The 24,623-nt window shown below is 73.0% G+C and carries 26 protein-coding genes; 8 read left to right on the top strand and 18 right to left on the bottom strand.

Features of this window, described 5'->3' with window-relative positions:
- Nucleotides 1-21: 21 nt before the first annotated feature.
- Nucleotides 22-1,350: an MFS transporter gene (locus tag CCO04_RS00795; RefSeq protein WP_215812197.1), complete on the bottom strand. Its 1,329-nt coding sequence runs from the start codon at nt 1,348-1,350 to the stop codon at nt 22-24.
- Between the two features lie 177 nt (nt 1,351-1,527).
- On the opposite strand from CCO04_RS00795, the gene CCO04_RS00790 reads away from it, so the two are divergent.
- Nucleotides 1,528-2,430, top strand: a complete 903-nt coding sequence (locus CCO04_RS00790; protein ID WP_215812196.1) for an Lrp/AsnC family transcriptional regulator — start codon at nt 1,528-1,530, stop codon at nt 2,428-2,430.
- Between the two features lie 17 nt (nt 2,431-2,447).
- Here the strand turns inward: CCO04_RS00790 and CCO04_RS00785 are convergent, their stop codons facing one another.
- Entirely contained in the window at nt 2,448-3,779 is a 1,332-nt protein-coding gene (locus tag CCO04_RS00785; protein ID WP_215812195.1) for a cytochrome P450, read from the bottom strand.
- Nucleotides 3,766-4,074 carry a hypothetical protein gene (locus CCO04_RS00780; protein ID WP_215812194.1) on the bottom strand — a complete coding sequence of 103 codons (309 nt, stop codon included), beginning with the start codon at nt 4,072-4,074 and terminating at the stop codon, nt 3,766-3,768. The genes CCO04_RS00785 and CCO04_RS00780 overlap by 14 nt, the downstream gene beginning before the upstream one ends.
- A gap of 133 nt (nt 4,075-4,207) precedes the next feature.
- Here CCO04_RS00780 and CCO04_RS00775 point away from each other — a divergent pair, with 133 nt between their 5' ends.
- Complete coding sequence (locus tag CCO04_RS00775; RefSeq protein WP_215812193.1) at nt 4,208-5,461, top strand: sensor histidine kinase; 1,254 nt, start codon at nt 4,208-4,210, stop codon at nt 5,459-5,461.
- Entirely contained in the window at nt 5,458-6,144 is a 687-nt protein-coding gene (locus CCO04_RS00770) for a response regulator transcription factor (RefSeq protein WP_215812192.1), read from the top strand. Before CCO04_RS00775 ends, CCO04_RS00770 begins: the two co-directional genes overlap by 4 nt.
- A gap of 20 nt (nt 6,145-6,164) precedes the next feature.
- Here CCO04_RS00770 and CCO04_RS00765 read toward each other — a convergent pair whose 3' ends face one another.
- The 4 genes from CCO04_RS00765 to CCO04_RS00750 all read right to left on the bottom strand — a co-directional run bounded on the left by CCO04_RS00765 (nt 6,165) and on the right by CCO04_RS00750 (nt 9,504).
- The gene (locus CCO04_RS00765) at nt 6,165-6,692 is read right to left on the bottom strand and encodes a hypothetical protein (RefSeq protein ID WP_215812191.1); all 528 of its coding nucleotides are present in this window, start codon (nt 6,690-6,692) and stop codon (nt 6,165-6,167) included.
- A gap of 2 nt (nt 6,693-6,694) precedes the next feature.
- Nucleotides 6,695-8,227, bottom strand: a complete 1,533-nt coding sequence (locus CCO04_RS00760; RefSeq protein WP_215812190.1) for a flotillin family protein — start codon at nt 8,225-8,227, stop codon at nt 6,695-6,697.
- Nucleotides 8,228-8,279: 52 nt separating this feature from the next.
- Entirely contained in the window at nt 8,280-8,777 is a 498-nt protein-coding gene (locus CCO04_RS00755) for an NfeD family protein (RefSeq protein ID WP_215812189.1), read from the bottom strand.
- A gap of 76 nt (nt 8,778-8,853) precedes the next feature.
- Nucleotides 8,854-9,504, bottom strand: coding sequence for a TetR/AcrR family transcriptional regulator (locus CCO04_RS00750; protein WP_257752981.1), 651 nt, complete (start codon nt 9,502-9,504; stop codon nt 8,854-8,856).
- Nucleotides 9,505-9,548: 44 nt separating this feature from the next.
- Here CCO04_RS00750 and CCO04_RS00745 point away from each other — a divergent pair, with 44 nt between their 5' ends.
- From CCO04_RS00745 to CCO04_RS00735, 3 genes are all read left to right on the top strand, one after another.
- Complete coding sequence (locus CCO04_RS00745) at nt 9,549-10,241, top strand: NAD(P)-dependent oxidoreductase (RefSeq protein WP_215812188.1); 693 nt, start codon at nt 9,549-9,551, stop codon at nt 10,239-10,241.
- 50 nt (nt 10,242-10,291) lie between these two features.
- Complete coding sequence (locus tag CCO04_RS00740) at nt 10,292-10,882, top strand: TetR/AcrR family transcriptional regulator (protein WP_215812187.1); 591 nt, start codon at nt 10,292-10,294, stop codon at nt 10,880-10,882.
- A 114-nt stretch (nt 10,883-10,996) separates the two neighbouring features.
- On the top strand, nt 10,997-13,270 hold the full coding sequence (locus CCO04_RS00735; RefSeq protein ID WP_215812186.1) for an MMPL family transporter: 2,274 nt from the start codon (nt 10,997-10,999) through the stop codon (nt 13,268-13,270).
- An 82-nt stretch (nt 13,271-13,352) separates the two neighbouring features.
- Here CCO04_RS00735 and CCO04_RS00730 read toward each other — a convergent pair whose 3' ends face one another.
- From CCO04_RS00730 to CCO04_RS00705, 6 genes are read right to left on the bottom strand one after another with little or no spacing between them, the layout of a single operon-like run.
- The gene (locus tag CCO04_RS00730) at nt 13,353-13,832 is read right to left on the bottom strand and encodes a glutathione peroxidase (protein WP_215812185.1); all 480 of its coding nucleotides are present in this window, start codon (nt 13,830-13,832) and stop codon (nt 13,353-13,355) included.
- Nucleotides 13,829-14,308, bottom strand: a complete 480-nt coding sequence (locus CCO04_RS00725; protein ID WP_215812184.1) for a DUF3592 domain-containing protein — start codon at nt 14,306-14,308, stop codon at nt 13,829-13,831. The genes CCO04_RS00730 and CCO04_RS00725 overlap by 4 nt, the downstream gene beginning before the upstream one ends.
- 1 nt (nt 14,309) lies before the next feature.
- Entirely contained in the window at nt 14,310-14,918 is a 609-nt protein-coding gene (locus tag CCO04_RS00720; RefSeq protein ID WP_215812183.1) for a nitroreductase family protein, read from the bottom strand.
- Between the two features lie 11 nt (nt 14,919-14,929).
- Nucleotides 14,930-15,304 carry a cupin domain-containing protein gene (locus CCO04_RS00715; protein WP_215812182.1) on the bottom strand — a complete coding sequence of 125 codons (375 nt, stop codon included), beginning with the start codon at nt 15,302-15,304 and terminating at the stop codon, nt 14,930-14,932.
- A complete protein-coding gene (locus tag CCO04_RS00710) occupies nt 15,301-16,920 on the bottom strand; it encodes a N,N-dimethylformamidase beta subunit family domain-containing protein (RefSeq protein ID WP_215812181.1) in 1,620 nt (539 codons plus the stop codon). Before CCO04_RS00710 ends, CCO04_RS00715 begins: the two co-directional genes overlap by 4 nt.
- Nucleotides 16,917-18,317 (bottom strand): APC family permease, encoded by a 1,401-nt coding sequence (locus tag CCO04_RS00705; protein ID WP_215812180.1) that lies wholly within the window; start codon nt 18,315-18,317, stop codon nt 16,917-16,919. Before CCO04_RS00705 ends, CCO04_RS00710 begins: the two co-directional genes overlap by 4 nt.
- Nucleotides 18,318-18,428: 111 nt before the next feature.
- Between CCO04_RS00705 and CCO04_RS29445 the strand changes: the two genes are divergently transcribed.
- A complete protein-coding gene (locus CCO04_RS29445; protein WP_215812179.1) occupies nt 18,429-19,091 on the top strand; it encodes a TetR/AcrR family transcriptional regulator in 663 nt (220 codons plus the stop codon).
- On the opposite strand, the gene CCO04_RS00695 is transcribed toward CCO04_RS29445, so the two are convergent.
- The 3 genes from CCO04_RS00695 to CCO04_RS00685 are packed head-to-tail and all read right to left on the bottom strand — an operon-like array spanning nt 19,076 to nt 21,805.
- Nucleotides 19,076-19,837, bottom strand: coding sequence for a hypothetical protein (locus CCO04_RS00695; RefSeq protein WP_215812178.1), 762 nt, complete (start codon nt 19,835-19,837; stop codon nt 19,076-19,078). The genes CCO04_RS29445 and CCO04_RS00695 overlap by 16 nt on opposite strands.
- A 55-nt stretch (nt 19,838-19,892) precedes the next feature.
- Nucleotides 19,893-20,105, bottom strand: coding sequence for a hypothetical protein (locus tag CCO04_RS00690; RefSeq protein ID WP_215812177.1), 213 nt, complete (start codon nt 20,103-20,105; stop codon nt 19,893-19,895).
- On the bottom strand, nt 20,102-21,805 hold the full coding sequence (locus tag CCO04_RS00685) for a sigma-70 family RNA polymerase sigma factor (RefSeq protein ID WP_215812176.1): 1,704 nt from the start codon (nt 21,803-21,805) through the stop codon (nt 20,102-20,104). Before CCO04_RS00685 ends, CCO04_RS00690 begins: the two co-directional genes overlap by 4 nt.
- A gap of 306 nt (nt 21,806-22,111) precedes the next feature.
- Here CCO04_RS00685 and CCO04_RS00680 point away from each other — a divergent pair, with 306 nt between their 5' ends.
- Nucleotides 22,112-22,804, top strand: a complete 693-nt coding sequence (locus CCO04_RS00680) for a hypothetical protein (RefSeq protein ID WP_215812175.1) — start codon at nt 22,112-22,114, stop codon at nt 22,802-22,804.
- Between the two features lie 12 nt (nt 22,805-22,816).
- Here the strand turns inward: CCO04_RS00680 and CCO04_RS00675 are convergent, their stop codons facing one another.
- Complete coding sequence (locus CCO04_RS00675; protein WP_215812174.1) at nt 22,817-23,458, bottom strand: response regulator transcription factor; 642 nt, start codon at nt 23,456-23,458, stop codon at nt 22,817-22,819.
- The gene (locus CCO04_RS00670) at nt 23,422-24,582 is read right to left on the bottom strand and encodes a sensor domain-containing protein (RefSeq protein ID WP_308281095.1); all 1,161 of its coding nucleotides are present in this window, start codon (nt 24,580-24,582) and stop codon (nt 23,422-23,424) included. The genes CCO04_RS00675 and CCO04_RS00670 overlap by 37 nt, the downstream gene beginning before the upstream one ends.
- Between the last annotated feature and the right edge of the window lie 41 nt (nt 24,583-24,623).

The raw sequence follows: 24,623 nt of genomic DNA, 5'->3' as shown, positions 1-24,623 counted from the left end.
TGGCTGTCCTTGGCTGTGGTTTCAGGCGGGGGTCGGGACGGGGGCGGCGGCCGGGGCTACGACGTCCTCGTCGTCCTCGTCGTGCTGGGGGGCGAGCGCCAGGCAGACCAGGCTGATCGCGGTGAGTGCCAGGTAGAGGGCGATCACGCTCCAGACCGACCCGGTCACGGCGTACAGCCCGGTGGCGGCGATCGGCGAGAGGCCCGCCCACAGCGCGGCGCCGGTGCCGTAGGCGATCGAGATGGAGGTGTAGCGCGCCTCGACCACGAAGAGCTGGGCGAGGATCGTCGCCAGCGGGGCGTAGGTCGCCGTCATCGTCAGCCGGATGAGCGTGAAGAGCACGAAGATCAGCAGCTCCTGCTGGGCCTGGAGCACCAGGAAGACCGGTGCGACGACCACGGCGGAACCGATCAGGCCGGCGTACATGACCCGCTTGCGGCCGACCCGGTCGCCGAGCCAGGCCGTGGGCAGGGTGGCGACCAGCTCGAAGAAGGAGGCCACCGAGAGCGCGCTGAGGATCAGCGTCTCGTCCACGCCCACGCTCTTGTCGGTGCCGTACGCCGTGACGAAGGTCGTCGCGATCGCATAGCCGCCGGTGGAGATGGGGAGCAGCCCGATCCCGATCAGCAGCGGACGCCAGTTGTTCTTGAGCGCGAACGCGATAGGCAGGCGCTGCTCGTCCTGGTGGCCCTCGATCTGCTGCTCGAAGACCGGCGACTCCTCGACCCGGTAGCGGATCCAGAAGCCGACCGTGATCAGCAGGATCGAGAGCAGGAACGGGATCCGCCAGCCACCGTTCATCATGAAGTCGTCGCCCTGCGCCGAGATCAGGCCGAACACGGCGGTCGCGCCGAGCGCGCCGGCCGGGTTGCCGAGCTGGGCGAAGCCGCCGTAGAAGGTCTTGTACTTCGCCGGCGCGTGCTCGACGGCCATCAGCACGGCGCCACCCCACTCGCCACCGACGGCGAGCCCCTGGAGCGCCCGGAGCAGCACCAGGAGGATCGGTGCGGCGACGCCGATCGCGGCGTACGTCGGCAGCAGACCGACCAGCATCGTCGACAGGCCCATCAGCACCAGCGTCAGGACCAGGGTCGGCCGGCGGCCGAACCGGTCGCCGATGTGGCCGAAGAGGATCCCGCCGAGCGGCCGGACGAAGAAGCCGACGGCGTAGGCACCGAAGGCGGCGGCCACGCCGACCAGGTGGTTGCCCTCGGGGAAGAACAGGTCCCCGAAGACGAGCGCCGCGGCGGTGGCGTAGATGTAGAAGTCGTACCACTCGATCGTCGTACCGACGAACGCGGCGAAGCCCGCACGGCGGGCTCGCTGGTGGCTGAACTGGGTGGTCTCCATAGCGATGTGATGCTAAGCACAGATCGGCCGGACAACAATCACACATCCTGTGCCCCAACGAACCATCACCGATGAATTGCCGCACGTTTCCGAAGACTCGTCCTCATTCGTGCGACAACGGCCGAGATCTACCTATGATCTGCACTGGACCACGGACAGAAAGTTTTGGAGACGAATTTGCCGCCGCAGCCCGATGACTTCGACGCGCGGCTGGTCCGCGCCCTCCAGCGGGAGGGCCGGGCCAGCCACCTCGACCTGGCCCGCGACCTCGGCGTCTCCCGAGCCCTGGTCGCGGCCCGGCTGCGCGAGCTGCTCGCCGGCGGCACCGTGCGCGTGGTCGCGGCGGTCGACCCCGGCCTGATCGGCCAGCACGTGATGGCGCACGTCTCGATCGAGGTCTCGACCGCCGCCGAACCCGTCGCCCACTGGCTCACCGGACTGCCCGAGGCGGTGCTCGTCTCGGTGGTGGGCGGGCGCCCGGCCATCGTGGTCGAGCTGCGCGTCGCGACGCACGACGAGCTGGCCGACGTGCTCGCCCGGGTGCGCGCCCGCGAGGGTGTCGCGGCGATCGCCAGCCGGATCTACACCCGGGTGCTCAAGGGCTTCTTCATGCCGGAGTACCGCGTCGACGTACCGGTGGACGGGGTGGACCAGCGCCTGATCACCGCGCTCCAGGCCGACGGCCGGACCAGCTATCGCGAGCTGGCCGACCTGGTCGGCCTCTCCGCCACGACCGTGCGCGCCCGGGTCACCCGGCTGCTCGACGCCCGGGTGATCAAGATCAGCGCGGTCGAGGTGCGCGGCGTCTACGGGCGCCAGCTCTCGATGGGCGTCGGGCTCGACCTGGCCGAGGTGGACGACGCCCTGCTCGACCACCTCGCCGGCGCCGACCACGTCGAGTTCGCCGCGCAGACCGCCGGGGCCTGCGACCTGATCGCCACCATCACCGCGCAGTCGCCGGTCGACCTGCTCGAGCGGATCGACACCCTGCGCCTGCTGCCGGGCGTACGGCGGCTGGAAGCCTGGACCCACCTGCGCCTGCTCAAGGAGGACTACACCCGCGGGATCCCCGCGCCCTGAGCAGCGGGGTCAGGCGCTCACGCGCTGACGGACGCCGTCGTGCTCACCGGGAGCCGCTCGTAGCCGCGCAGCACGCGGGTGCCGCGCCGCTCGGTCCGGCCCGCGACGTGCAGGTCCGGGTGCCGCTCGTACAGCGCGCGCAGGGCGACGGCGGTCTCGAGCCGGGCCAGGCTGGCGCCGAGGCAGAAGTGCACCCCGGCCGAGAAGCCGATGTGCTGGTCGGCGTTGGACCGGGTGACGTCGAACGACGCGGGGTCGGTGAACACGGACGGGTCGCGGTTGGCGCCGCCGAGGTAGAGCAGGATCCCGTGGCCGCGCTCGAACCGCTTGCCGGCCACCTCGGTCTCGCGCAGCGCGATCCGCAGGGTGAGCTGGACCGGCGACTGGTGGCGCAGCACCTCGTCGACGGCGTTGGTCCAGCCGTCGGGGTTGGCCTGGAGCCAGCGCAGCTGGTCGGGGTGCCCGTCGAGGAGGGCGACGGCGTTGCCGATCAGGTTGACGGTGGTCTCGAAGCCGGCGGCGAGCACGAGCAGGCCGACCTGGTGCAGCTCGACCGGCGTCAGCTTGTCCTCGCCCTCGAGCAGCGTGAGCTGGCTGATCAGGTCGTCGCCGGGGTCGGCGGCGATCCGCTCGACGTGCCCGCGGAACCAGGTGTGCATCTCGCGCAGCGCGTTCTCGGCCCGGCGGAACTGCCGCCACGACAGCCCGGGGTCGAGCGTCACGGCGGCCTCGTTGCCGAGCGCGAGCAGGCGCCCCCGGTCCTCCTCGCGTACGCCGAGCAGGTCGGCGATCACGGTGACCGGCAGCTGCGAGGCGTAGCGGTCGATGAGGTCGAAGTCCTCGACGCCGGCCAGGTCGTCGAGCAGGCCGGCGGCGACCTGGTCCACCCGGTCCCCCATCCGGCCGACCTTGCGCGCGGTGAACGCCCGGGCCACCTGCTTGCGGTAGCGGGTGTGCAGCGGCGGGTCGACCGCCAGCATCGACGGCGGATCGACGGGGCCGAGGGTGTCGGGGTCGATCACCTTGTGGTGCAGCCACTGCAGCGGCTTGGGCAGCTCGCCCTGGCCGCCCGCGGTGCCGAAGGCGTCGCTGCGCAGGACCTCGTTGCACACGGCGTGGTCGACGCTGGCCGAGATCAGGTCGTTGGCGCTGATCGGGCCGCGACCGCGCAGCTCCTCGTACGCCGGGAACGGGTCGACCCGCAGGCTCGGGTCCATCACCATCCGGCTGATCAGGTCGCCCTTGCGGGCGCCGCGCTGGATCAGCGAGCGCTGCAGGCCGTGCGCGAGCGCCCACGCGGTGAACGAGCGCGGCAGGTCGACGGCGCGAGCGAGATCAGGCGACCGCATGCGTCGTACCCAACTCTCCGTCGGCCGGGTTGTCCAGCACCTCGCGCAGCGCCCGGAAGCGCGCGGTGAGGTCCCGCCGGTTCTGCTCGAGCACGTGCTCGGGCAGGTGCGTGTCGAGCTGGGTGCTCATCGTGAGCTGCCAGCGGTAGCGCAGGGCCGCCCGCAGGCCGTCCCGGTCGCCGAAGATGAGGGCGAGGTCGTCGTTCCAGGGGAGCACGGGGTGCGGGTCGGTGCGGAGCTGCTCCTCGACGGCACGCAGCGCCAGCCAGCGGCGGTTGGTCTCGGTCCAGGTCATGGCTCGAACCTACGGGCGCGGCCGCCCCGGGACATCGGACGACGGCAGGCACTGCGCCTCCTACCAGGGGAGGAGAGGACCGCCCTTCCGGCGCGGGATGACCGCGGGCGCCGCGCTCCCTAGGCTGGTGGGCATGCTGCGCTGGTTGCGCGCCGGGATCGAGGCGAACCTCGAACGGCACCAGATCCTCTACCCGTGGTGGGTGCCGCTGGCCTCCCACCTCGGGCAGGTGGGGTCCCTGGTGGTCGCGCTCGCGCTGCGCGACGCCCTCTGGCCGCTCGACCCGCTGGTGCTCTGCCTGCCGCTGCTGATCGCCTCGCCGCTCCTGCAGTTCACCACCAACCGCTGGCTGCCGTGGTGGGCCGACGTCGCGGGCAGCGTCACCGTCGCCGCGCTGCTGCTGTCCCGGCCGGTCGACGGCGCCCTCGACCTGGCGCCCGTCCTGCTCGCCCTCGCCACGGCCGAGATCACCGCCCGCGACGGGCTGCGTGAGGGGCTCGCGGTGGCCGGCATCGGGCAGGTCGTGCTCATCGGCGCCGCGCTCGGGCCCGGCCTGACCGGCGCCCCGCTCTACACCGCCGAGCTGCTGCTGGGCTTCGTCATCGGCGCCATGCTGCTGTGGCAGATGCGGGCGCTCATCGCCGAGCGGCACGCCCGCGAGCAGGCCTGGGAGCGGGCCACGACGACCGAGCGGGAGCGGATCGCCCGCGAGATCCACGACCTCGTCGCGCACTCGCTGAGCGTCTCGCTGCTCCAGATCACCGGGGCCCGGCACGCGCTGCGCGACGTCCGCGAGGCGACGGGACCGGACGAGGCCGCCGAGGCGGTCGCCGAGGTCGACGCCGCGCTGGCCGACGCCGAGCAGGTCGGACGCCGCGCGATGGGCGACATCCGCAAGGCGGTCAGCGCGATGGCCGACGGCACCTCCGAGCGCCACGCCCTGCCCGGCGCGGGCGACATCGCCGCACTGGTGCGGCAGATGTCCGACGCCGGTCTCGCCGTCGAGTACGACGAGCAGGGCGACCCCGCCCGGCTGCCGGCCGCCGCGGGCCTCGGCCTCTACCGGATCGCGCAGGAGTCGCTGGCCAACGTGGTCAAGCACGGGGACCCCGGCGCCCAGGTGCAGGTACGGCTGGCGGTCGACGGCGTGCGCGCCCGGCTCCTGGTCAGCAACCCGCTCCCCGCGGGACGCCCGCGCCCCGACGGTCTCGGCTCCGGCCTGGCCGGGATGCAGGCGCGCGCGGCCCAGCTCGGCGCCCGCCTCGACGCCGGGCCGGCGAGCGGGGCCTGGGTGGTCGACGTACGACTGGGGCCGGCACCGGCCCGCGCCGGGTACGGCCTCGAGCTGCCCTGCGGACGCACCCTGCGGAAGGCGGAGCCTGCGTGACCCCCACCCTCGTCCGGGTCGTCCTCGTCGACGACCAGGAGCTCGTCCGCTCCGGCCTGCGCCGGATCCTGCGTCGCCGCGACGGCTTCGAGATCGCCGCGGAGTGCTCCGACGGCGGCGAGCTGCCGGCCGCACTCGCCGAGCTCGGCGGCGGTGACGGCGGGGTCGACGTGATCGTGATGGACCTGCGGATGCGCACCGTCGACGGCATCACCGCCACCCAGGCGGTCGTCGACGCCGGCGGGCCACCGGTGCTCGTGCTGACCACCTTCGACGACGACGAGATGCTCTCCGGCGCGCTGCGCGCCGGGGCGGCCGGGTTCCTGCTCAAGGACTCCTCGGCCGACGACCTGATCCGGGCCGTGCGGACCGTCGCCGAGGGCGGCAGCTGGCTCGACCCCGCGGTCACCGGCCGGGTGCTCGACCGGTTCCGGACGTTCGCGCCCGCTCCCGCCGCGGCGAGCACCCCCGCGACCGACCCGCTGACCGCCCGCGAGCTCGAGGTGCTGTGCGCGATCGCGCTCGGGCGGAGCAACGGCGAGATCGCCTCCGAGCTGGTGATCTCCGAGCTGACCGTGAAGAGCCACGTCGGGCGGATCTTCACCAAGCTCGGCCTGCGGGACCGACCGGCCGCGATCGTCTATGCGTACGACCACGGCCTGGTCGCTCCCGGTCGGCCCTAGCGGCGGCCCTGGCGTCGGCTCTAGCCGAGACCCTCGAAGCGCTCGACCGCCGCCCAGAAGGCGGTGTCGGGCTTCTCCATGATCCGGTAGTCGAAGAACGACCCGTCGGTGAAGGACACCCGGGCCACGGTGACCCCGCCCTGGGCCTTCTTGCCGGTGTCGGTGATCGACGCGACCGACGCCCGGGGCACGCTCGCGACGTGGTCGGGCGGGGTCGACGTACCGGTCATGCCGAAGTCCCACAGCGAGAGCCCGAGGTCGGAGAGCACCAGCACGTGCAGGTCGGCGGCCCGCGGCAGGTCGCGGGCGACGGTGCCCTCGTCCCCGCCGACGTGGCGGGCTCCGGACGCGGCGGTCGAGGCGGCCTCGACCGCCTTGCCGAGCAGCCGGTTCGGCCCCGACGCCACGCCGCCGCCGCGCTCGAAGGCGCTGGCGACGACGCGGGCGTGACCGACCACCTGGTGGCCCGGGTCGACCTTCGCGATCTCCTCCGCGATGTCGATCTCGGGACCGGTGAAGGCGGCCTTGACCTTGTCGAGGAAGCCCATGCTCAGGCGCTCGTGCCGGTCGCCGTGCCGTCGAGCGCCGGCGGCTCCTGCCCGACGACGCCGGCGGCCTTGCCGACGGACTTCTTGATCAGCGACTCCAGGTCGAGACCGGTCGAGGTCTTGAGCATCTGGAGCGTCTGGGTGACGTTGTCGGTGACCTGCTTGGGCAGCGCGCCGGCCCCGTCGGTGGACAGGACGGTGAGCTGGTCGATCGCGGCGATCGGCGAGGCGACCTCCTTGGCGATCTGGGGCAGCACCTCGATGAGCATCTGGAGCACCGCGGCGTCGTTGTAGTTGGCGAACGCCTCGGCGCGCTTGTCCATCGCCTCGGCCTCGGCCTGGCCGATGGCCAGCGTGGCGGCCGCCTGGGCCTCACCCTCGGCCCGGGTGGCGTCGGCCTCGGCCAGACGCCGGCCCTTCTCGGCCTCACCGCGCTTGAGACCCTCGATCGCCTCGGCCTCGGCGAGCGCGGCACGCCGCGCCTTCTCGGCCTCACCGCTGAGCTTGGTCTCCTCGGCCTTGGCCTGGGCGGCGGCGATGGTGGCGGCCTTGCGGGCGTCGGCCCCCGCGATCTCGGCCGTACGACGACCCTCGGCCTCCTGCTCGACGCGGTAGCGCTCGGCGTCGGCCGGCTTGCGGACCTGGGTCTCGAGCTGGCGCTCGGTCAGCGCGGCCTGCTGGACGGCGACCTTCTCCTGCTCGGCGAGGATCGCCTGGTCCCGCTCGGCCTGGGCCAGCGGTCCGGACGCGGCGGCCTGGGCCGCGGCGGCGTCGGTCTCGGACTTGATCTCGGCCTGCTTGAGGGCGAGGGTCCGCTGGGCCACGGCGATCTCCTGCTCGGCCGCGATCTGGGCCTGCTCGGCGGCCTGGCGGGCGTTGGCCTCGGCGATGGCGGCGGCCTGCTGGATCCGCGCGGCCTCGGGGCGACCGAGGTCGGCGAGGTAGGTGCCGTCGTCGGTGACGTCCTGGATCTGGAAGGCATCGAGGATCAGGCCCTGGCCGGTCAGCGAGGACTCCGACTCGTCGGCGACGCGCTGCGCGAAGGCCGCGCGGTCGCGGATGATCTGCTCGACGGTCAGGCCGCCGACGATCGAGCGGAGCGCACCGGCGAGCACCTCCTGGGTGAAGGTCTCGATGTCCCCCTGCTGGGAGAGGAAGCGCTGGGCGCCGAGCCGGATCTGGTCGGCATTGCCGCCGACCTTGACGATGGCGACGCCGTCGAGGTTGAGCTTGATGCCCTGGCCGGACACGGCGCCGCGGATCTGCACCGAGATCCGGCGGCTCGACAGGTCCATGGTGGCGAGCTTCTGGACGAACGGGATGACGAAGACACCGCCGCCGAGCACGACCTTCTGGCCGGACAGGTCGGTGGTGAGCTCACCGGTCTCGGGGTTGATCACCGCCTTGCCCTTGCGGCCGGTGACGATGAAGGCCTGGTTCGGCCCCGCCACCTTGTAGCGGCTGGTGACGAGCAGCACCAGGAGGATCAGCAGGACCACGATGCCGGCGATGGGCCCGAGGACTTCGGCGTTCATGACGTCGGTCTCTCCGTTTCAGTTGGGTGGGGGGTTCGGGGGCGGCGCGTGGTCAGGGCCGCCAGACCTCGGTGACGCTCACCGCGGTCGGGGACAGGACGCCGGTCACGTTGACCTCGGTGCCGGCGGGGATGGGCTGGTGGGCGCTCGCGTTGAAGCGCAGCGTGTGGCCGCCGACGACGACGCGGACGACGCCGTACCCGTCGCCGGGGATGTCGGTGATCACCCGGGCGACCTGGCCGACGCTGTCGGTGATCGACACGGTGCCGTCGCTCGGGGAGTCCTTGACCAGGCGGGTCAGCCAGAGGGCGAACCAGGCGACCACCACGCCGGCACCGCCGGCGATCACCAGCGAGACCGGGAGGGGCAGCCCGGCGCCGTCGGCCGCGGCGCCGCCGAAGCCGAAGGCCGAGACGAAGCCGCCGATCGCGGCGGTCGAGATCCAGTCGGCCTCGAGCGCGTCGAAGGCGCCGTCGAGCAGGTCGCCGGCGACCAGCGACAGGGCGAGGACGACGAGTCCGGCGATGCCGAGGGCGAGGAAGACGGTCAACGAGGGCTCCGTGGGGGCGGGGACGACGGGTCCGGGGATCGTATCCGGACAGCGCGTCGGCAAACCGTGCGGGCGCTCACGCCTCCACGAGCCGGGCGAGCCCGTCGAGGATCAGGTCGAGGCCGTAGCCGAACTCGCTCGTGTGGTCGTAGCCAGGCTGCAGGGCGTGGCTCACGATGAGCTCGGTCAGGTGCGGGTAGTCGCCCTCGGGCATGGTCTCCATCATCGCCGCGGCGATGTCCTCGACCTCGGCCGGGGAGTCGAACGGGAGGTTCACCTCGGTCACCACGAAGCCGTAGACGTAGGCGTCGATCACCGAGAACGCGTGGGCCGCGTCGGCCACCGAGAAGCCGCCGCCGCGCAGACTGCCGAGCACCGCGTCGTGGTGGCGCAGCAGCGCCGGGCCGGGGGCGCTGCGCGACTCGATGAGGCCGACCGCCCAGGAGTGCCCGGCCAGCCGGTCCCGGGCCGACGCGGCGCGCCGGTACATCGCCGTACGCCAGGGCTCGTCGGGCTCGGGCAGGTCGATGCCGGCGAAGACCCACTCGACGAGGGCGTCGAGCAGCGCCTCCTTGCCGGCCACGTGGTGGTAGAGCGACATCGCCTCGACGCCGAGCGCCTTGCCGACGTTGCGCATGCTCACCGCGCCCAGGCCGTTGCGGTCGGCGACCTCGACGGCGGCGACGACGATCCGTTCGAGCGAGAGCGGGGTCCGGGGGCGAGGCACCCGCGGCACTTTACACCTGTAAGGCCGGGTGCTACCTTCCTTACATGCGTAAGGTTTGTGTCATCGGCGGCTCCGGCAAGCTCGGCCGCTACCTCATCGGCCACTGCCTCGACCGCGGGTACGACGTCACCGCGGTCTGCCGCCCCGAGAGCGTCGGCAAGCTCGCCGACCTCGCCGACCGGATCACCGTGCTGCCCGGCCGCACCGACGACCGCGAGGTCATCGCGCGGGCGGTCGCCGGCTGCGACGGCGTCCTGACCGTGCTCGTGCCGTTCGGCGTGCACGACTACGCCAGCGGCACCGCGCAGGCGGTGCTCGACCACGCCGAGTCCGGCGCGCGCCTGGTCTTCTCGTGCGGCTGGCACATCACCCGCGGCGACGGCGGCGACCGGTACACGCGCCGGTTCCGGCTCCTGGTGCGGGCGATGACCGTGGTCGCCCGGGCGATCCGGTTCGCCGACATCGACGACCAGGTCCGCGCCTGCGACCGGATCTTCGCCAGCGACACGGCCTGGACCGTGGTCCGCGGCAGCGATCTCGCCGAGGGCGCCTCCGAGGGGCTGCCGGTGTGGGCGCGCCACGTGGGCGACCCGCTCCTGGCGAGCAACCTGACCCGTCGTACGGACTATGCGCTGTTCATGGTCGCGGCACTGACGGACGACACCCTGGTCCGCGAGGCGCCGGCGATCGTCGGCCGCGGTACGCCGTCCGCGCGGGCCCACCTCGGGGCGGCGTGACGGGCGTCACAAAGTTGCACTCGATCCAGAACGAGTGCAAAGATGCACTCATGCCCGAAGTGTGCACCAACCGTCGAGAGGCCAAGCGGCTCCAGACCGCGCTCCGCCTCCAGCAGTGCGGGCTGCAGCTGACCGTCGACAACGGCTTCGACGGCTGGACCATCGACGACCTCGCCGCGGCCGCCGACGTCTCGCGCCGCACCGTCTTCAACTACTTCGACGGCAAGGCCGACATCGTGCTCGGCCCCGGCATCGAGGTCGACGAGGCCCACGTCGACACCTTCGTCGCGGGCGGCCCGACCGGTCGCCTCTTCGACGACCTGATCCTGCTCGCCCACGAGGCGATCAAGGACCGCACCGGCGACGAGCAGCTCATCACCCTCCTGCGCGAGGCGGTGGTCAAGGACAGCCGGCTCCTCCTCCTCGTGCACAACCGCCTCGAGGAGGCCGCGACCGGCCTGGTCGAGTGCGTCCGCCAGCGCGAGGGCGACGACTTCCCGGCCCTCCAGGCCCGGCTCCTGCTCAAGCTGCTCCTCACCTTCTTCGACCACGCCCTCGACCGGACCTCGGCCGACGCCGGGCGCAGCTTCACCGAGCACTTCGACGCGACGGTCGCCGACGCCCGTACCGCTCTCGCCTGACCCCTGCCTGACCCCTGTCTGACGCAGCACCCGCACGACCGCACCACCTTCCCCTCCCCCATCCCCAGCCCTGCTCCGGAGACCCCGGCGCCGGAGACACCCAGGAGACCTCACATGGCCCGCCTGCTCTACCGGATCGGATCGACCGCCTATCGGCGGTGGCCGTTCTTCATCGCCGGATGGCTGCTGCTCGCCGTCATCGTCGGCAGCCTCGCCGCCGCCTTCTCCAAGCCCATGTCCGACGAGTTCACCATCCCGGGCATCCCGTCCGAGCAGGCCGCGGACATCCAGAAGGAGCTGTTCCCCGACACCGGGGACGCCTTCGCCGACACCACGGTCAACGTGGTCGTCGCGGCTCCCGAGGGGCACACCCTCGACGAGCCGAAGTACCAGGCCGCGCTCGACGACCTGATCAAGGCCGTCCCGTCGCTGCCCCAGGCCGGCGACGAGAACCCCAACCTCGTCGCCCCCGCGCCCCTGCCCGAGGGCACGCCCGCCGCCTACGCGACGCTCTCCGAGGACGGCCGGATCGGCGTCCTCTCCTTCGAGTGGGACGTCGACAAGCCCGCCGACCTCAAGACCTCCACCATCGAGGACCTCGAGAAGCTGCTCGACAAGACCACCGACGAGACCGGTCTCGTCGCCGAGGCCAACGGTCCCGGCATGGCGGTCATGGCCCCGCCCGGCGGCACCGCCGAGCTGTTCGGCCTGCTCATCGCGCTCGTCGTCCTGGTGCTGACCTTCGGCTCGCTGATCGCTGCGGGCATGCCGCTGATCAACGCGATCTTCGGCGTCGGACTGGGCATGACCGGCATCACCGCGATGACCGCGCTCATGAACATCGGCTCCAGCACGCCGATGCTGGCCACGATGATCGGCCTCGCGGTCGGTATCGACTACACGCTGTTCATCCTGGCTCGCTACCGAACCGAGCTGCACCACACCAAGGACCGCGCCCACGCCGCCGGCATCGCCGTCGGTACGGCGGGCTCCGCCGTGGTCTTCGCCGGCCTCACGGTCCTCATCGCGCTGTCCGCGCTGGCCGTCGTCCGGATCCCGTTCCTCACCGCGATGGGCCTCGCGGCCGCCGCCACGGTGTTCATCGCCGTCCTGGTCGCGCTGACCCTGCTGCCTGCGCTGCTCGGCCTCACCAAGTCGTGGGCCTTCCGCGGCCAGGTCCGCAAGTACAACCCGCAGCGCGACGAGCACGGCCGGATCCACAACAACGGCGTGCGCTGGGCCACGATGATCGCCAAGGCGCCCGTCGCCTGGGTGCTCGGCGTCGTCGTCCTGCTCGGAGCGCTGGCCGCGCCGATCAGCCAGATGTACCTCGCGTTCCCGACCGACAGCACTGCCTCGCCCGACACCACCCAGCGCAAGGCGTCCGACCTGATCACCGAGGCGTTCGGCCCCGGCCGCGAGGGCCCGCTGCTGGTCGTCGTCGACGGCCGCAAGATCGCCGACGACACCCAGCGCCAGCAGGCCTTCGAGGACGTCCGCGCCTGGGCCGCCGGCCAGGACGACGTGAAGAGCGCCGACCTGGCGCCGTCCGAGCCCGGCACGGTCGCCGACGGCGCGATGATCCAGATCACCCCGTCGTCCGGACCGGACGAGCCCGAGACGCTCGACCTGCTCGAGGCCCTGCGCGACGGCCAGAGCGGCATCGAGAAGCAGACCGACACCGTCGTCGGCGTGACCGGCCTGACCGCGATCACCACCGACGTCTCGGACCGGCTCAACGGTGCGCTGCCGATCTACCTCGCGGTGGTCATCGGTCTGGCATTCATCCTGCTGGTGCTCGTGTTCCGCTCGATCCTGGTGCCGCTGACCGCCACCCTGGGCTTCCTGCTCTCGGTGCTGGCCACGCTCGGCGCGACGGTCGCGATCTTCCAGGAGGGCGCACTCGGGCTCTTCGAGGGTCAGCCGATCGTCAGCTTCATGCCGATCTTCCTGATCGGCGTGGTGTTCGGCCTGGCGATGGACTACCAGGTGTTCCTGGTGACCCGGATGCGCGAGGCGCACGTCCACGGGCTGCCCATGCACGAGGCCGTCGTCGACGGCTTCCGCAACAGCGCCCGCGTGGTCACCGCCGCCGCCTCGATCATGATCGCGGTCTTCTCCGGCTTCATCCTCGAGGACGACGCCGTGGTCAAGTCGATGGGCTTCGCGCTCGCCGCCTCGATCATCTTCGACGCCTTCATCGTCCGGATGATCCTGATCCCGGCCGTGCTCTACCTGCTCGGCGACAAGGCCTGGTGGCTGCCGGCCTGGCTCGACCGGATCCTGCCGAACGTCGACGTCGAGGGTGAGTCGCTCGAGCGCGACTCCGCCCCGGTCCACGTGGGCGCGGACGAGGGCGATGGCGACCGCGAGCTCGCCAAGGTCTGAGACCCGGACCTGAGCAGCACGATGGAGGGGCCGTCCCGATCGGGGCGGCCCCTTCGCCGTCCCTGACGGGACGGCGACGTGGTCAGCCCAGCGCGGCGTCGATGTCGCCGGCGATCTTGCCCGGCTCGGTCGTGGGCGCGTAGCGATCGAGGACGGAGCCGTCGCGGCCGACCAGGAACTTCGTGAAGTTCCACTTGATCGCGCCGCCGAGGAGGCCGCCCTTCTGGTCCTTGAGCCACTGGTAGAGCGGGTGCGCGCCCTTGCCGTTGACGTCGACCTTGGCGAACATCGGGAAGCTCACGCCGTAGTTGCGCTCGCAGAAGGCGGCGATCTCGTCCTCGGTGCCGGGCTCCTGGTTCGCGAACTGGTCGCACGGGAAGCCGAGGACGGTGAAGCCGCGCTCGTGGTAGGTGTCGTGGAGCTCCTGGAGCCCCTGGTACTGGGGGGTGAGGCCGCACTTGGAGGCGGTGTTGACGACCAGGACCACCGACCCGTCGTACGACGACAGGTCGATCTCCTGGCCATCGATCCCGGTGGCGGCGAAGTCGTGGAGGTTCGTCACCCGGCCAGTGTGGCAGGTCCGCCGTCGGCGCTGTCCGGATCGCGGTCAGCGTCGCGGCGGCGCCGGTGCGCCCACAGGAGCAGGCCGAGGGCCAGCACGATGGCGTCGACGAGGCCGATCACGACGTACCCGAGCGAGCTCGAGGTGGCGCCGGCGACCTGCTGGTTGCCGGGCTTGCCGGGCTGCACGCGGACCTCGATCTGCTTGCTCAGCTCGGCGCGGTCGTAGGTGGCGCGGTCGACCTCGGCGGGCCAGGTCTGGCCGCTGGGGTCGACGTCCTCCGGCAGCCGGAACCGTACGACGTGCACCGGGTCGGCGCTGTCCGGCCGCAGCACCTGGGTGTCGGTGACCGTGGCGGCGACGTCGCGGCCGTCCCGGTCGAGCTGGCGGTGCTGCCAGGCCTGGTGGACCAGGGGCAGGTTGACCACCAGGGCGAGGAGCAGCAGGACCGCGACGGACCCGCGGCCGGCGCGCACGTCAGGCGACCGTGGGACCCGACGGCGTCAGGCTCGGCCAGGGCGTGCCCCAGCGCTCGTACGCCGTCTCGTCGAGGGGGCGCCGGTGCCGCTCGCGGAGCTCGCGCTCGGCGTCCCGCTCGGAGACCTCCGCGGGGTTGCCGCGGACACCGACGGCGATGCCGGCCAGGAGCCGGGCGGTGTCGGGGATGCCGAGGGCCGCCGCGGCGCCCTCGTGGTCGAATCCCCCGAACTGGTGGGCGTGCAGGCCCATCGCCTGGGCCTGGAGGGTGAGGTGGGCCGAGGCCTGGCCGACGTCGTGGGCCGGGATGAGGAGGTCGCTGAGCTCGACGCCGTCCTGGCCGACCTCGAAGGCCGACAGGAAGAGCACCGACGCCCGGGGCACCCAGCCGGAGTTGCCGCGGCTGAGGTGCGGCACGAACGCTTGGTGCTGGGCGCTGCCGCGCGGGGCGACGACATAGCGCCACGGCTGGCGGTTGCCCGAGCTCGGCGCCCACTGGGCGGCCTCGAGGAGGCGGGTGATCTCGGCATCGGTGAGCACGTGCTCGGCGTCGAAGACGCTGGGGCTCCAGCGCGACCGGAGGGGTTCGGCGATCTCGACCGGGTTCATGGGTCGAGTATCTACGGGAGCGCCACGAACACCTTCGTCGCGGGCTCGACCGTCTCCCACGTGCCGCTGAAGCCGCGCGGCACGAAGAACGCCTCGCCGGCCCGGAACTCCCGGCGGCCGCCGGCCGCGTCGACGAGCGCGACGACGCCGGTGAGCATCACGCAGACCTCGTCGTAGGGGTAGTCGTCGAGACGCAGGCTGCCGGGCTCGCCGGTCCAGGCGCCGCCGTACGGCCGGGACTCGTCGGCGCCGAAGGAGCGCCACTCGGTCTCCTGCCAGTCGGGCGAGGCGGTGCCCGGCTCCCAGTCCGGTACGACGGGGTGGCCGGTGCCGACGGCGATGGTGCGGAGGTCGGCGACGGTGGGGGTGGGCGTCGGGGTGCTCATGCGGACTCCTCCGGGACGGGGTGGTCGAGGTGGGCGGCGGCGCCGAAGCGGCGCAGCACGTTGTGGGTGATCTGCTCGGTGAACGGGTCGTGGTGGATCAGTCCGCTGACCCACTCGGTGGTGCCGGCGTTGAAGACCTCGCCGGCGCCGCGGGGGAAGGTGGCGACCATGCCGGCGCCGTACCCGCTGGCGAAGCGCTCGGGGACGTCGTCGCCCCACACGGCGCCGAGCAGGTCGTGCATCTCCGCCAGGGGGGCGCCGATGGGCACCTCGCCGTCCCACCGATCGGTCTCGCCGAGGACGGCGGGCGCGAGCGCGACGATGGTCAGGTCCTCGGGCGCGCCGTCGGCGCCGGTCGCGTAGGGCAGGCCGTGGCGGAAGGTGTAGTCGACGCCGTCGACCTCGAACGCCGCGACGCACACGGGCGCGGCCCCGAACACGTCGCCGTAGTAGAGGTCGGTGCCGGCGAGCGCCCAGTGCTCGGGGCGGTAGACGGTGTAGCCGCCGCTGCTGCGCGGGGTGGTCGCGCCGTAGCGGGCGTAGGCGCCGCCGAGCCCGGTCAGGCCCATCGTCGCGGTGCCGGGCCGGTCGATGAACGGCGCGTCCCAGGTCGTGGTGACGCGGGTCGGGTCGGTCGCCATCATCGGGTCCAGGCGCGGGTCCTTGTAGCAGGTCTGCCGCTGCTCGTCGTCGAGCCGGACCTGCCACACGTAGTTGCCGGCGAACCGGGCCAGACCCCCGCCGCCGTCGACGAAGCGGTCGACGACATCGCGCATCTCCCACGTCCAGTACTCGTCGTGCCCGACGAGGACCGCCCCGCGGTAGCCGTCGAGCGCCGTGGGGTCGTCGTGCAGGTCCTGCTGGGTCAGGTAGTCGAAGCGGTAGCCCTGGCGCTCGGCCCACCCCACGAACGGCCGCTCGTACGTCGCCCAGAAGGCGTCGCTGTGGTGCCGGGTGTAGCCGTGCGTGATCGCCCACTCGTACGTCGGGTGCCGCGGCCGGTAGCCCGGTCCGGGCGTCGCCGGGTTGGCGTTGCGGGGCGCGCCGTCGGGCAGCCGCAGCATGCCGCGGGCGACCGGCCGACGGTTCGACAGCACGGGTGCGGGGATGTCGGCGTAGGGGTCGTCGCCCAGCCCGCGGTAGTGGTTGGCGCCGCCCCAGTCGTTGTAGGCGGTCAGCGTGCCGGTGGTGAGCACGAGCGCCAGCTCGGCGCGCGGCTCCGGCGCCCGGACGACGAAGAAGCCCTCGCGCTCGTGGCGCCGGCCGTCGGCCTCGACCCCGACCACGACGAGGTAGAAGCCGCTGTCCCAGGTGGGATCGACCGGGATCCGCAGCGCGACCGGCCAGCCGCAGCCGACCGCGTAGGCGTCGTCGGGCGTGGGGTGCGCGACGCCGGGCTGGTCGCGGGCCGACCAGACCTCGACGGGGTCGGCTCCGTCGCGCACCACCCGCACGTCGTACGTCGGCGCGGTGGTGTGCACGCTGAGCCCGACCTCGTCGCCGGGCAGGTAGGAGAACCGGTCGGCGTAGCACCAGATCTCGGGCGCGGTCGGGTCGGCGCCGGGCTTCTCGACCGGGAAGCCGGGGATGGACCAGGCGTAGCGGGCGGTGCTCATCGCGCGGCCACCGCCCCGCGGACCAGGCCGACCACGAAGGCGACGGCGAGCGGCAGGTTGATGAGCAGGTTGTCGCGGGCGTCGAGCCCGGTGAGCAGGCCCATCTTGCTGCAGACGAGGAAGAGCACGCCCGCCAGGACGACGGCCGCCAGGGCCGGGGCGACCAGTCGCTGCCAGACCCCCTCGTCGGTGCGGTTGCGGGCGAAGAACGCGATCACCGCGATGGAGGTGAGGATCTGCAGGAACAGCACGCCCACCAAGGTGGGGGTGTTGGTCCAGATGACCACCTGCGTGTAGGGGTCGAGGCTGGACAGGCCGAACCCGGCGAGCGCGACGACGACCAGGACCGACTGGACGATCACCGCGTGCGAGGGGCTGCCGCTGGCACGGCCCGTCGTACCGAGGGTGCGGGGCAGGAGTCCCTCGCGACCGAGCGCGAACAGGTAGCGGGCACCGGCGTTGTGCAGCGCGAGCACGCCGGCGACGAAGCTGGTGACGATGAGGACCTGCATGACGTCGGTCATGAAGGTGCCGAGATAGCCCTGGTTGACCGCGAACACCAGCTGCGACGGGTCGCCCGCGAGCGCGGCGCCGAGCGCGCCCGGGCCGATCGCCATGAGCAGCACCCACGACACGAAGGTGTAGGTCACCGCGAGGATCCCGACCGCGAGGTACGTCGCGCGGGTCACGGTCCGGCGCGGGTCGCGGGCCTCCTCGGCATAGACCGCGGTCTGCTCGAAGCCGATGTAGACGACGAAGGTGATGACGAAGAGCGAGCCGAGCGCGCTGGCGTCCCAGGTGCCGGGGTCGAAACCGGAGAGGCTCAGGCCCTCGGGCGTCCCCTTGACGAGGATCGCGACGGCGAGCGCCACCAGCAGGCCGATCTCGCCGACGAGCAGGCACGCGAGCACCCGGGCTCCGACGTCGACGCGGCAGTAGGCGACGACCGAGACCACGATGCCGAGGACGACGGCGCACACGCCCCAGGGCAGGTCGATGCCGGCCAGGTCGTCGAGGGTGGTCGAGGCGAAGAGGCCCGCGGCGGCGCAGAAGCCGATCTCGCCGAGGGTGTAGGCGGCGTACGCGACGAGGGCCGAGCCGGAGCCGACGACCCGGCCGAGCCCGCGGGTGACGTAGGCGTAGAAGGCGCCCGCGTTGCTGACGTGGCGGGACATCGCGCAGAAGCCGACCGCGAAGAGCGCGTACACGAGGCCCGCGGCGAGGTAGCCGACCGGCGCGCTCTGCCCGCCGACCAGGAACGCGAGCGGCGCGAACCCGGCCATCACGGTCAGCGGCGCCGCCGCCGACACCACGAAGAACACCAGGTGCCGGGCACTCACGGCGTCGGTGCGCAGGGCGCCGCCGGTCTCGGCAGGCGGAGCGGTGGTGGGTTGCATGGCGTCTCCCTCAGGAACATTCTCGTACCGCATTTGTCTATCGATCGATAGACAGTGGCGTCACTGTAGGGTCCGCCGGGCGGTTTGTCTATCGTTCGATAGACTGCGGCCATGGCACGCGCGAAGGTCACCCCCGAGCAGATCCTGCGCGAGGCCGCGCGCCTGTTCGCGATCAAGGGCTTCCACGGGACGTCGACCCGCGAGATCGCCGAGGCGGTGGGGGTCCGGCAACCGTCGCTGTTCCACCACTTCGCGACCAAGCACGACATCGCGCAGGCGCTCTACGCCTACGACTACGCGCGCTCACCCGGCCTCCAGGGGGTGCGCGAGGTCCCCGACGGGACACCGGCCGCGGTCGAGCTCTACCAGACGGTGCGCCGCGAGATCCTGGTCGAGATGACGAGTGCCTACGACCTGCGCGGGCTCTACCTCAGCGCCCTCATCGACGAGCCGGAGTTCGCGCGCTGGCACGCGGCGTACCACGCCGCGATGGCCCACTCCCGCGCGGTGATCGAGCGGGGGATCGCGGACGGCGAGTTCGCCGACACCCGCGCGCACGTGGTCACCGAGATGCTCGACGCCACGATCAACCAGGCCGTGCGCTGGTCCGGGGCGCAGCGCGAGCGCTCGATGCCCGACGACGTCGCGGTCCTCGCGCTGCGGCTGGTCATCGCGCGGCCCAGCCGGATCCCTGCGGTACGCCGCGCGGCCGACCGGCTGCTCGAGGCGGCCGGCACCCCCTGGGAGACCGAGCTCGATCAGCTCGCCGGCTGAACCTCCCAGCGCACGCTCCCGCGCAGCCGGATCGCACAGACGGCGGACTGCATCGGCAGGTCGAGCGTGATGCCGCCGTCGCCGACCTCGACCCACGCCTCGCCCGGCGCCCCGGACAGGTCGGGGTACCAGGTGCAGTCGTCGGCCTCGGCGTCGCGCGCGAGATAGCTGTCGAGCACCTCCCACCAGCCGATCTCGCCCGCCTCACCGCGGCGCATGAGGTCGACCAGGTCGTAGCGACCGGGCCCGGCGTAGGCCGGCACCGCGAGCGAGAGCTCGTTGAGGGTCGTCGACCCGAAGCCGACGGGCTCGGTGGACTCGACCCGGACGACGAGCCAGTCCAGCGGCGGCGGGCCGTCGTCGTACGGCGCACCGCCGTCGCGCTCCTCGACGCTGACCGGCAGCGTCAGGTCGAGCTCGCCCTGCTCACCGCCGGAGATGCTCAGGCGCACCTGACCGGTCGCCTGGAGCGCGAGCCGCTCGCGCCGCTCCGCCTCCGCGGCGGCCGCGGCGGCCTCCTCGCGGGCGGCGACGTTCTCGGGACGGGCGGCGGTGACCCGGCGCGACCACTCCTCGGGCAGCGCGTTCTCGAGGAAGGACGTCACCGCCTCGGCCTGCGAGGCGCGCTCGACGTCCTCGAGGTCGCCGCGCGCCTGCTCCCGACGCTGGTTGTCGGTGGTCAGCAGCTCGGTCTTCTTCGCCTCGGCCCAGTCCCGGCCGAGCTTGGCGATGTCCTTCCAACCCATCGCGGCACCCTAGGCGCTCCCTCACCCGGGCGCGGCCGATTCACCCGGAATTTGCTCAGGTCGCGGGGAACAGCGGCGCCATCGTGCAGCACAGGTCCTGAGCGCGCTCGCACTCCTCCATGCCGGCGATCGCGAGGTAGGCGTTGGCGAACGGGCCGAGGTACGTCGTCGTCCCCGTCACACCGTCGGTGCAGACCAGGATGTGCGGCTCGTCGAGGAGCTCCACCTCGATCCGCGCCAGCTGGTCGAACAGCCAGCCCGGCGTCACGGGCCGGCGACGGGGGTCGGCTCCAGGACGATCGAGGCGGCGTTGTTGCCCGGCGCGGGGTCCGTCGTGCCCGGCGCCTGCGTGATCGTCGCGTCGACCTGCATCGGCGTCGGGACGAGCAGCCCGAGGACCAGCGCGGCCGCCGCGGTCTCGGTACCGGTCCAGCGACACGTCACGGTCGTCTCGCTCACGCCGGTGAACGCCGCGCTGCACTGCCAGTCGTTGCTCATCAGGACCGGGTAGAGCACGAGCTGATCGAGCACCACGGTCATCGTCGCCTCGGGACGCACGTTGACCACGGGGAGCGTGACCTCGACGTAGGAGACGCCGAGCGAGCCCGACGGCACGGCGCTCGGCGTACCGAGACCGATGTCGTCGGAGAACACCGGGACCGTCGGGGTCGGGGTCGGCGTCGGCGTGGGGGTCGGCGTGGGCGTGGGCGTCGGCGTGGGCGTCGGCTGCGGGCGGGTCGAGCTGGGCTCACGGCTGGGCTTCGAGGTCGGCGACTGCTCCGGCTCGACCGGGATCACCGTCGAGCCCGTCGAGGTCGACTCCACCGGCGGCGGGACCGGTCGCTGGGTCGGCGAGGGCCGCGCCGAGGGTGTCCGGGCCGGCGTGGTGGCACTCGCCTCGCTCGGCTCGGCGGACGCCGTCGCGCTGATCCGGCCGTCGGCAGCCGGGGCGTCGTCGGAGCTCCCCACCAGCATCGGTACGGCGATCGCGGCCCCCACGACGCCGGCGGCGACGGTCGCGGCGACCGTCGTCATCAGGCCGTTGCGGCCCACCCCGGCGAGCTTGCCCAGCCCCGCGGCGCCCGCGCCGGCACTCGCGCCGGAGGCCACCGAGGCGCCCGCCGCGGTCGCGGTCGCGCCGGTGAGCCCGGCCAGTCCCGCCCAGAGCCCGGAGATGCCGGGCAGCCCGAGCACACCGGTGCCGAGCACGATCGGCACCAGGAGCGCGCCGAGGCGGTTGTTGACGTCGCTGAGGTCGGCCAGCGCGGTGGTGCAGGCCAGGCAGCCGTCGAGGTGCGCCTCGAGGCCGGGCCGCTTGCGCTTGTCGACCGAGCCGCGCGCATAGGCGGGCAGCAGCGGCAGCCAGGTCGGGCAGTCCGGCGTGGCGGTCGCGGCGGCGCCGTTGAGGTGGGCCGACAGGTAGGCCTGGCGCAGTCCCTCGCGGGCGCGGAAGGCGAGCGCGGCGACGGCGTTGGGCTTGATGCCGAGGTAGAGCGCGACCTCGTTCTGGGGCAGCCCCTCGACGGCGGTGTACCAGAGCACCGCCTGCCAGCGCTCCGGGAGACCGCGGAAGGCCTCGCCGACCGCGTGGTTGTCGAAGCGGCCGTCGGGGTCGTCGGTGAGCGTCAGCGCCTCGCTCGGCGGGAGCGACTCGTAGTCCTCGACCAGGTCGTAGCGGCGCTCGGTGCGCACGGTGTTGCTCCAGATGCTCCGGATCGCGGTCAGCAGGTAGGAGCGGAACGAGACCGTCGGGCCGAGGTCGCGCTGGAGCGCGTCGTACACCTTGGCGAAGGCCTCGGCGACGAGGTCGTCGGCGTGGCTGGGTCCGGCGAGGCGGCCGGCGAAGGCCGTCGCGGACGCGCGGTGACGACGGAAGAGCTGGGCATAGGCGTCGGGATCACCGGCGCGGACACGACTCAGCAGGACGGGGTCGCCGTCCTGGACCGGGTCGACCAGATGAGCGGTCATGCCGGTCCAACGACTCGGAGGGGCGCCAGACATCCCGACTGGTCCCAAAGGACTATCAGGTCTGGGCGGACGGACCACGGGGGCACGGGACTTCCTTCTCATCAGGGGGCGCGGCACACAGTGCCGCCAACCTCTGGACACCTCAGCCCGCGCTTCCTTACGGCAGTGCACGTGACTTTCTGCACATCGGCCGGAGAACCAGTCTCCCCCAGTCGCATAAGCAGCGCGCCGCTGCGGTGTCCGAGAGGTGTCGGGCGCCTGGAGGGAGGGCGCCCGACCCATTTCCCCGACCGCCTCGGAGGGACCGTGAACCACGCCGCGCCGGCTGCCCGCGCGCTCACCGACGCGCTGATCCACGGGACCGGCCAGGCCGGTGCGGCGTCCGCCTTCGGCGCGGCGTACGCCGTGGCCGGCGCCGGGCTCGGCGTCTGCCTCGACGCGCTCGACGACACCTGCCTCGCCGCCGACAGCGCGGCGGCCGCGCCCGCCCTGGTGCGCCACGCGGCCCTGGGCTGGGGCGAGGCCGTCGAGCGGCACTACAACAGCCTCACCTGCGCCGACCCGGTCACCGGGCTCGGGAGCATCCAGCACCTCCAGTCCGAGGTGGCCGGCCTCTACCGCGCCGCGGGCGGCGGCTGGCTGGTCGACACCGACATCGCCCGCACCCACGCCCTCGTCGTGGTCGAGCTGCCCACCGTGCGCGGCGACGTCGACGACGCCTTCGGCGGGCTCGAGGCGGCGCTGCGCCGGGCCTCGGCCGCCGAGGTGCTGCGGGCCGGGATGCCCGAGTGCCCCCAGCCGTCCGAGGTCCACCCGCGCCGCCTGGTCGCGCTCGCGCGCCGCGACGAGGGGCTGCACCGGCGCCTGGCCGACGCCGCGGACGAGGTGGACCGCCGGCTGGCGCTCTCCCCCAGCGGCGGCAGCTGCCGGGCCTGGACCGAGGCGCTGCCGGTCGACCCCGAGACCGCCCGGCTCCTCGTCGACGAGCTCGCCCGCTAGCGGCTCAGCCCCTCAGAACCGCAGCCACTCCAGCACCGCACGCACCCGCCGGTGGTCGTCGGTGTCGGTAGGCAGGTCGAGCTTGGCGAAGATGCTGTTGATGTGCTTGGCCACGGCCTTCTCGGTGACCACGAGCGCCTGGGCGATGCCGGCGTTGGCCCGGCCCTCGGCCATCAGCGCGAGCACCTCGCGCTCACGCTCGGTGAGCCGGTCGACCGGGGTGTCCTTGCGCCGCTCCAGGACCGCGGCGACCACCGACGGGTCGAGCACCGTGCCGCCGTCGGCCACCCGGTGCAGCGCGTCGACGAACTCGCCGACATCCGCGACGCGGTCCTTGAGCAGGTAGCCGACCGCGCCCTCGCCCGAGGCCAGCAGCTCGCGGGCGTAGAGCTGCTCGACGTACTGCGAGAGCACCAGCACCGGGAAGCCCGGCCGCTGCCCACGCGCGGCGATCGCCGCGCGCAGACCCTCGTCGGTGAACGTCGGCGGCATCCGGACGTCGACCACGGCGGCGTCCGCGGCCGGGTCGGCCAGCGCCTGCTCCAGGTCGGCGAGGTTGTCGACCGCGGCCAGCACCTCGAAGCCCTTGGCCTCGAGCAGCTGGGTCAGGCCCGCCCTCAGGAGGGCGTGGTCTTCGGCGAGGACGATGCGCACGGAACCTCCCAGCTCACGACGGTCGGGCCACCCGGCGGGCTCGAGACCGTCAGGGTGCCGTCGAAGGCTGCCAGACGCGCGGCGATCCCCGGAAGCCCGGACCCCCGTCGCGGGTCCGCACCACCGCGTCCGTCGTCGCCCACCTCGCCGCGCAGCACGCCGTCGGCATGGCTCAGGCTCACCCACGACTGGTCGGCGCCGGCGTGCTTGGCGGTGTTGGCCAGGCACTCGGCGACGGTGAAGTAGACCGCCGACTCCACCGGCGCCGGCAACCGGTCCGGTACGTCGAGCGCGAGCTCGACCGGCAGCGCCATGTCGATCGCCAGCGCGGAGACGGCACCGGCCAGGCCGCGGTCGGCCAGCACCGGCGGGTGGATCCCGCGGACCACGTCGCGCAGCTCGCCCAGCGCCGTGGACGAGGTCCCGCGGGCGTCGTTGAGCAGCCGGCGCGCGGCCTCCGGATCGGTCTCGAAGAGGTCGTCGGCCAGGCCCAGGCTGAGCGACACCGCGGCCAGCCGCGCCTGCGGACCGTCGTGCAGGTCCCGCTCGATCCGGCGCAGCTCGGCGGCGGAGTGGTCGACCACGACCGCCCGGGAGCGGGTCAGCGCCTCGACCCGCTGCTCCAGGTGCTCGGTGCGCCCGACCGTGAGCAGGGCCCGGTCGACGCAGGCCCGGGCGCGCATGAGCGGGCCGACGCCGTACCACCAGATGGGGAGGGTGACCACGCACAGGAAGAGCAGCAGCGCGAGCAGCGAGACCGCGAACCCGAAGGTCATCGCCCACAGCATCCAGAACAGGTCGCGCCAGGTCATCGGGTCGGCCGCCTGGGTGCGCAGGTTGCCGAGCAGCCCACCCGGCAGCGGCAGGTACGGCGCCGTGGTCGGCGCCCCGAGGATCCGGCCCGCCATCCAGCGGTGCGCCTGCACCAGCGCCCGCATCAGCGGGAAGAACAGCATGAGCAGGGCCACGCCCACCCACACCGCGACGAGGGCGGCGCTCACCACCACCAGGACGAAGGTGGCCACGACGGGGGCGAACAGCAGGACGTGCAGCGCGGCGTACCCCGTCGTCTCCAGACGTCCGGCGCGGGCGTCGAGGTCGTGCTCGGGGAACCGGTTGCTCACCCCCCGATTCTCCCCGGTCGCGGCCCGCCCGCGCAGGGGTG

Origin of the sequence: Pimelobacter sp. 30-1 (assembly GCF_018831735.1) — a bacterium.
Lineage (GTDB): Bacteria > Actinomycetota > Actinomycetes > Propionibacteriales > Nocardioidaceae > Nocardioides.
This window is presented reverse-complemented; position numbering and strand designations above follow the sequence as displayed.